10 protein-coding genes are annotated in these 6118 nt (G+C 54.7%); 9 read left to right on the plus strand and 1 reads right to left on the minus strand.

Annotation, left to right across the window (positions count from 1 at the left end):
- The 7 genes from NW815_RS01280 (at position 1) to NW815_RS01310 (ending at position 4243) form a co-directional block, all read left to right on the plus strand.
- Positions 1-456 carry a NifX-associated nitrogen fixation protein gene (locus NW815_RS01280; RefSeq protein ID WP_414389674.1) on the plus strand — a complete coding sequence of 152 codons (456 nt, stop codon included), beginning with the start codon at positions 1-3 and terminating at the stop codon, positions 454-456.
- A 60-nt stretch (positions 457-516) separates the two neighbouring features.
- Positions 517-780: a CCE_0567 family metalloprotein gene (locus tag NW815_RS01285; protein ID WP_011432070.1), complete on the plus strand. Its 264-nt coding sequence runs from the start codon at positions 517-519 to the stop codon at positions 778-780.
- Positions 777-1142 (plus strand): nitrogenase-stabilizing/protective protein NifW, encoded by a 366-nt coding sequence (gene nifW / locus NW815_RS01290; RefSeq protein ID WP_011432069.1) that lies wholly within the window; start codon positions 777-779, stop codon positions 1140-1142. The genes NW815_RS01285 and nifW overlap by 4 nt, the downstream gene beginning before the upstream one ends.
- Positions 1143-1184: 42 nt before the next feature.
- Positions 1185-1484, plus strand: coding sequence for a 2Fe-2S iron-sulfur cluster-binding protein (locus tag NW815_RS01295; RefSeq protein WP_099813376.1), 300 nt, complete (start codon positions 1185-1187; stop codon positions 1482-1484).
- Positions 1485-1620: 136 nt separating this feature from the next.
- Positions 1621-1890: a ferrous iron transport protein A gene (locus tag NW815_RS01300; protein ID WP_414390678.1), complete on the plus strand. Its 270-nt coding sequence runs from the start codon at positions 1621-1623 to the stop codon at positions 1888-1890.
- 99 nt (positions 1891-1989) lie between these two features.
- Entirely contained in the window at positions 1990-2247 is a 258-nt protein-coding gene (locus NW815_RS01305; protein ID WP_011430669.1) for a hypothetical protein, read from the plus strand.
- Positions 2248-2590: 343 nt separating this feature from the next.
- Positions 2591-4243 (plus strand): helix-turn-helix domain-containing protein, encoded by a 1653-nt coding sequence (locus NW815_RS01310; RefSeq protein WP_414389670.1) that lies wholly within the window; start codon positions 2591-2593, stop codon positions 4241-4243.
- 26 nt (positions 4244-4269) lie between these two features.
- Here NW815_RS01310 and NW815_RS01315 read toward each other — a convergent pair whose 3' ends face one another.
- Positions 4270-4482 (minus strand): TOBE domain-containing protein, encoded by a 213-nt coding sequence (locus NW815_RS01315; protein ID WP_414382929.1) that lies wholly within the window; start codon positions 4480-4482, stop codon positions 4270-4272.
- Between the two features lie 258 nt (positions 4483-4740).
- Between NW815_RS01315 and modA the strand changes: the two genes are divergently transcribed.
- Positions 4741-5502 (plus strand): molybdate ABC transporter substrate-binding protein, encoded by a 762-nt coding sequence (modA, locus tag NW815_RS01320; protein WP_414389669.1) that lies wholly within the window; start codon positions 4741-4743, stop codon positions 5500-5502.
- A gap of 37 nt (positions 5503-5539) precedes the next feature.
- Positions 5540-6118, plus strand: a 579-nt coding sequence (gene modB / locus NW815_RS01325) for a molybdate ABC transporter permease subunit (RefSeq protein ID WP_414415634.1), incomplete at its 3' end; no start/stop codon positions are given.

The following is a 6118-nucleotide window of genomic DNA, read 5'->3' on the forward strand; positions in this document are numbered from 1 at the left end:
ATGACGGTTACCCCTCTTTCCCCCTCGACCAGCCCCATCCTGCAGGAGATCGTCCGCCAGCTGCGGGCGGCGGATCCCTACGGCACCTACCGCACCTGGAGGGATGAGTTGCTGCTCAAGCCCTTTGTCGTCACCAAAGCCCAGAAGCGCCAAATATCCCTGGAAGGGGAGGTGGATCCGGCAGTGCGGAGCCGCATTCTCATCTACTACCGCGCCATTGCCGCCCTGATTGAAAAGGAAACGGGCCTCCTAGCTCAGGTGGTGCTGGATCTCAACAGCGAAGGCTTTGGTTGGGTGCTGGTCTTCTCAGGGCGGTTGTTGTTGGTGGTCAACACCCTGCGAGACGCCCATCGCTTCGGTTTCGAGTCTCTCGAACAGCTCACTGAAAAAGCTACTGCCCTTATCGACAAAGGGATCCAACTGGCCCGAACCTACCCCGAGGTGGGCCGGCTGTAGCCGCCTGCCTCCCCTTTTGTCTGTGCAGCAATTTCTTTAGCCATCAGGAGTGCCTTGCCCATGTTGAATGAGAGTGACGTTGAGAATGTTGTGAACGGCCTGGATTTCGAGCCCTTCGAACACCTGTCTGCCGACCAGCTCCGCACCGAGATCAAGCGACTAAACAGCAAAGCAGGCCAACTGAAAATGGATCTGCACGATCTGGCCGAGGGGCTACCCGACGGGTTCGAGCGACTCCCCGACTTGGCAGCCCGCACTTACGCCCTATTTGCCCGGCTGCACACCCTCAGACAACGCTTGAAAACCCTGGAGACCTGCCGATGAGTTGGAACCACAACCGCCGTTGGAAAGACTTCCAAGCCCTAGTCAATGCCGAGGATTATTTCGCTTTTTTCGAGCTCCCCTACGATCCGCGGGTGGTCAACGTGAATCGCCTGCATATCTTACGCAAATTTGCTCAGTATCTGGCTCCTCTGGAGCACTTCCAGGGCAGCGAAGAAGAATGGCTGGAGCAAGCCCGGCAAGCGCTGGAAAAAGCGTATCAAACCTTTCTCACTTCTACCCCGCAGCAGGAGAAGCTCTTCCGAGTCTTTCAAGACTATGGTTGTCCGGATCCCGTTGGCGGCTGTGCCGGCTGCAGCTCTTCGGGAGAGCGGGGCGAATGCAGCCCTGGGATCCCTGCCTAAGCTCCCTTGTTTACCCCTCGTCAACTCTCTGGAGATCTCATCATGGCTACCTACACAGTTCACTTGGTTAACCCAAAACGACGGCTCGACACCTATATCTCAGTAGATGAAGATTCGACCATCCTAGAAGCGGCTGAGGATCAAGATGTGGACTTGCCCTCTTCCTGCCGCTCCGGTAGTTGTTCCTCTTGCGTGGCCAAAGTGGTAGAAGGAGAAGTCGATCAATCGGAGCAAACCTTTCTGGATGAGGAGCAAATAGCCAAAGGATTTGTGCTGCTCTGCGTGGCTAAACCTCGCTCCAATTGTACGATTCGCACTCACCAGGAAGCTTACTTGGTTTGATAGATCGCTGCTTCCAAGCTGCTCGCAAATGGACTCGGGCAAGGCTCAAATGGCCTCTTCTAAGATTAGGGATCCCTATATGTTGGCACCGCCCACCGTCCCTAAGATCTCAATAACCATATCTCCTCTCCAACTCATGAAGGTTGGAGAAGAAGGTCGCATCTACCAACTGCGCGGATCCGAAGCTGCTTGCGCCCAATTGCAGCAAATGGGTCTCACTCCAGGTACCTATCTCCAGGTTATCCAACGTCACCCTGAGTGGATCCTACTCCTACCCAGTGGCCAACTTTCCCTTCCTGCTCATTTAGCTAAACCCATCTGGGTTTACATGGATCCCCGTTGCACCCTAGCGCCTCCCCAAGAACCGAATAAGAAAACAATCTTAAATTTGCCAAGAGCCTTCTAAAATGTAGTCTATTTACCCAATTTTTAACCTGTAATGAGGGACACTCAAAGTAAGGGAAGCTCATCTCTTCATAACCTATCTTGATTTGGGAGCAAAGCCATGAACACCTGTTTGTTGCACCTGGGCTCCATCCTTAAAGCTGCTGAAGAGCTTAGCCTTGTGGAAAAGCCTTTCCCCAAGTTGCAACACATCCAACTCTGCACAGGACTAAGCCCAGAGGAAATCGTGCGGGCGCTGGAGCTAGAACCCAATCCCTTGGGTTGGCATCTGGAGCCAAGCCACAACCTGGCCGATGAATCGGCGTATTGGGTGGGCGGACGACCTTGTGTCGGCTTGGTTATTGAGCGTTTTGCCTGACACTTGTTGCAGTTCGGATCCCTAAAAGGCTCTCAAGGGGGGAGGAGTAGCCTGCAAAGCCATCTCAAAAGTTCACTGCAAACATTAGAAGTTAAGAGAAAACAAAGCTTTCCAGAAGGTTCACCCTAGACCAAATCTCCCTGGCCTGCCGGGGATCTTTTGAGGTATCGTTCAATCCAGTTCACGAATTGAGCTTAGGAAACAGACCTTAAACTAAGGTCTCTCGCCGGGCTGCCACGGCTTTGCGAGGAAGGTCTCCATGGCCGGGTTTAGGGTTGCGCAGATGCGATAGCAGGTGTGAACGAGGGAGAGCTACAGGGAAACGTTATGGAGTTTGAGGGCTATGGCTTATCAAATCTCAGGGGATTGTATCGGTTGCAACGCTTGTGTAGATAGCTGTCCTACGAAAGCTATTGTTGTTCAGGATGGGGAATACTGGATTAATCCTCTGTTGTGCAATGACTGCGAAGGTTTCTTCCCAGAACCTCAGTGCGTTAGCCTGTGTCCCGGTTCTGCCCCGCAGCCTTATGAAGCCATGAAGGGGCGCAACCGCACGGTCACGGCCCGCATTCGCAGCAGTCCACCTCTATTTTTGAACGGCCATAGCCAGGCTTTTGCTTCGTCAATTGTGGTCTGGGAAGCTTGCAATTTCCTATCTCAATTTCAATCTCTCAATCTGCAAAAGCAGGGAGATAACCAGGTTTGCTATCAGAAATCTGTTGGCCACAACCAGGGATCTCTGACCCTAACTCTATGTTTGGACGGGATCCTACAAAGTGCTCCGATCGATGTGCGAACTGCCTGTTTGCATCTTATTTTTGCTGCCTATGCCGCCGGGTTGGATAGCCCCTGGAAGGAATCCTTTGTTTTCACCGACTCACAATTGGAGTCCTATTTGGGCTGGGATAAACGTAAAGATCTGAACAAGATGACCCGTCTCCACCTGTTCATGACCTGGATAGAGCAGCTCTGTCGGATTCAAGTCTCCATCGATTGGCCGGATCAGGGGCGGGTGAAGGGGTTTTCGGTACCGGCTGGCCCTCTGTGGAGGCTGCTCAAGATGCATCGCCACTTTCAAAAAGATGAGCAGGGCTGCAACCATCTGGTGGGCCTGACTTGGGCGATTCAGCCCGGCGAATGGACGCGGTACTTTCTCAATCGACAAGGGTGCCGCCAGGGGCAAGCCTTTTATCAGTACAGCAGCCTGCCCCTATCCCTGCTGCAGGCCGTGATGAGCCATTGGCAGCATCATGAAGGAGCCATGCGCCTGCTGCTGTGGCTGTTGTTCAAAGTGAGGATGGGGCGGCAACAGCGTCTGACGGTGCCCACCCTGATGCGAGTGGCCTACGGGGAAGAGCGACTGCAGGAAGCTTATCTCAATCTCCAAGAACGCAAACGGCTGGTGCGCACCTTTGAAAGCGATCTGGAGGTTCTCAACCACTACGGCCTCAAGCCGGAGTTCGATCCCCTCACCTATCCTTCTTCCATTCAACCCCTGTGGGCTCGCCTGGAAGCTGTGCCCGAGGATGCGGACGAGGCATTGAACTTTTGGATTGAAGATGCCAACAACGGTGGCTTGCTGACGGCTGCCGGGCCGCGGGGCAAGTGGGGACTCTTGATGCAGGCTCGCATTCAGCGGTTTCATCTGCCCTCCGACTGGCATCGTCGAGTAGTTCAAGAAGCCAGATCCCCAACCCGAGAATCGGGATCTCGGCGGCAGCGTAGGGCAAAGTCTGCGCCTGTTGCAACAGACTCGGATCTCCCTTGCCATTCCGAAGACCCAAAAGATTTTTCCTCAGGCAAGGCTTTGCGTGGGGCAGATATCTCAGCGGCACGCCGGCAAAAGGGAATCAGCCAGCGGGAATTGGCCCAGAGGCTGGGGCGCAGCCAGAGCTGGGTGCGGGATGTAGAGAATGGGCGGCTTCGGATCAGCCTAAACGATCGCCAGCGCCTTATCAAAGCCCTGTATTTGGATCCCAGGCAACATCAAGTCTAGGCCAGTTACTCAATTCACTCATCCACTCACTCATCCACGGCAATGACCACATCCGAGGCTTTGATGGCAGCATACGCTTCTTTCCCAACTGCTATGCCCAACCGTTCGGCAGAGTGCTTAGAAATAATGGCTGTTATTTCTATACCCGGTGCAACTTCCAGAATAATTTCGGCATTGACCATGCCTACCTGGACACTTTTTACAGTTCCTTTAAACAAGTTGCGAGTGCTGATTTGCATGACTTCTCCTTTGTTGAACAAGCAGAGCAACAGGGGTGTTGACCGAACTGAACAAGAGAGGAGCTTGCCGGATGGTCATTCAACACCGGTTTCAATACTATCAGATGCTTATCGTTGCCTCTGGGGAGGAATGGCTGCCGATAGTCTAGGTGTGTATCTACAGATACAAATTACAACCCAATTCCGACAGTCAAAAGCACCGAACCATTGGCGGATTTTCCTGTTCTGAGAGTTGTCACGGGTCAAAGAAAAATGGCTATGAAACGAAGAACTGCAATGTTATTCCTGGGGATCCTGGCCGCTCTGGCTTTGAGGTGGGGGCTGGCTCCTGGCTTGGCGCAATCTCAGCCCATTTTGGTGGGGGCTGCGGTGAGCTTGCAACCGGCTTTAACGGAAATCGACCGGTTGTTCACCGCCCGCTATCCCGACATCAAGGTTGAGTACAACTTCGCCAATTCCGGCTCTCTCCAGCAACAGGTGGAGCAGGGGGCTCCTTTGGACGTGGTATTTTTCGCAGCCGCCTCTTTTATGGACGCCCTTGCCAAGCAAAACCTGCTGGTGGAGGGATCCCGGCGAGATCTTCTCAGCAACCGCATGGCTTTAATTGTGCCTGCCAATGCCAGAACCAAGGTTCAGGATTTTGCCGACTTGGTGGCGGAAGAGATCCGGGTTCTGTCCATTGGGGATCTGCAGGCCATGCCCGCCGGACGCTATGCCCAGGAAATTCTCACCGAGGCGGGGGTGTTTGAGACGCTGCGGCCCAAGATGGTGTTTGCCAGCACGGTGCGGGAAATTTTGACGGCGGTGGAGCAGGGCAATGCCGACGCTGGGATCCTGTTTACCTCGGATGCTCAGCTTTCAAATCGGGTGCGAGTAGTGGCTACGGCGGATCCCATTACGCCAATTATCTACCCGGTGGCATTGGTGCGCGATACTCCCGCCGGACAGTCTTACTTGGAGTTTTTAACCTCAGAAGAAGCAGCAGAGGTGTTTGTGAAGTACGGCTTTATCCGCCTGTGAGGGATCCCTCTGCAATGGCGCGGATGAGTTACTCCAAATGATCGACTACGACCTATCCCCGCTTTGGATCTCCCTACGGATTGCCGGCTTGGCCACGGGCATCACCTTTGGGGTGGGGACGCTGGCGGCTTACGGGATGTTGCACTACCGAGGTCGCTGGCGCTCTCTCATCGAGGCCCTCTTGTTGGCGCCGCTGGTGTTGCCGCCCACCATGGTGGGCTTCCTGTTGCTGCTGCTGTTTGGCCGGCGAACCCTTCTGGGACAACTTTTGGCCTCGCTGAACTTGTCGGTCATCTTCACCTGGTATGCCGGGGTGATCACGGCAGCGGTGGTGGCCCTGCCCCTGATGTACCGCACGGCCCTGGGAGCTTTCCAGCAGATCGACCCGACGCTGGTGGCGGCAGCCCGCACCCTGGGAGCAAGCAGGGCCAAGATTTTTACGCGGGTGCTGATCCCACTGGCCTTGCCGGGGATCCTAGCGGGGGTTACCCTCAGTTTTGCTCGCGCTCTGGGGGAGTTTGGCGCCACCTTGATGCTGGCAGGCAACATCCCAGGCCGCACGCAAACCCTGTCCATGGCCATCTTCTTTGCCGTTCAGGCGGGGGATATGCGGGGG

Origin of the sequence: Synechococcus sp. R6-7 (assembly GCF_047461695.1) — a bacterium.
GTDB lineage: Bacteria > Cyanobacteriota > Cyanobacteriia > Thermostichales > Thermostichaceae > Thermostichus.

Bases quoted from the DNA above. Each gene is read 5' to 3' on its own strand.
- NW815_RS01280 (WP_414389674.1), top strand. From the start codon at position 1: ATGACGGTTACCCCTCTTTCCCCCTCGACCAGCCCCATCCTGCAGGAG.
- NW815_RS01285 (WP_011432070.1), top strand. From the start codon at position 517: ATGTTGAATGAGAGTGACGTTGAGAATGTTGTGAACGGCCTGGATTTC.
- nifW (WP_011432069.1), top strand. From the start codon at position 777: ATGAGTTGGAACCACAACCGCCGTTGGAAAGACTTCCAAGCCCTAGTC.
- NW815_RS01295 (WP_099813376.1), top strand. From the start codon at position 1,185: ATGGCTACCTACACAGTTCACTTGGTTAACCCAAAACGACGGCTCGAC.
- NW815_RS01300 (WP_414390678.1), top strand. From the start codon at position 1,621: ATGAAGGTTGGAGAAGAAGGTCGCATCTACCAACTGCGCGGATCCGAA.
- NW815_RS01305 (WP_011430669.1), top strand. From the start codon at position 1,990: ATGAACACCTGTTTGTTGCACCTGGGCTCCATCCTTAAAGCTGCTGAA.
- NW815_RS01310 (WP_414389670.1), top strand. From the start codon at position 2,591: ATGGCTTATCAAATCTCAGGGGATTGTATCGGTTGCAACGCTTGTGTA.
- NW815_RS01315 (WP_414382929.1), bottom strand. From the start codon at position 4,482: ATGCAAATCAGCACTCGCAACTTGTTTAAAGGAACTGTAAAAAGTGTC.
- modA (WP_414389669.1), top strand. From the start codon at position 4,741: ATGAAACGAAGAACTGCAATGTTATTCCTGGGGATCCTGGCCGCTCTG.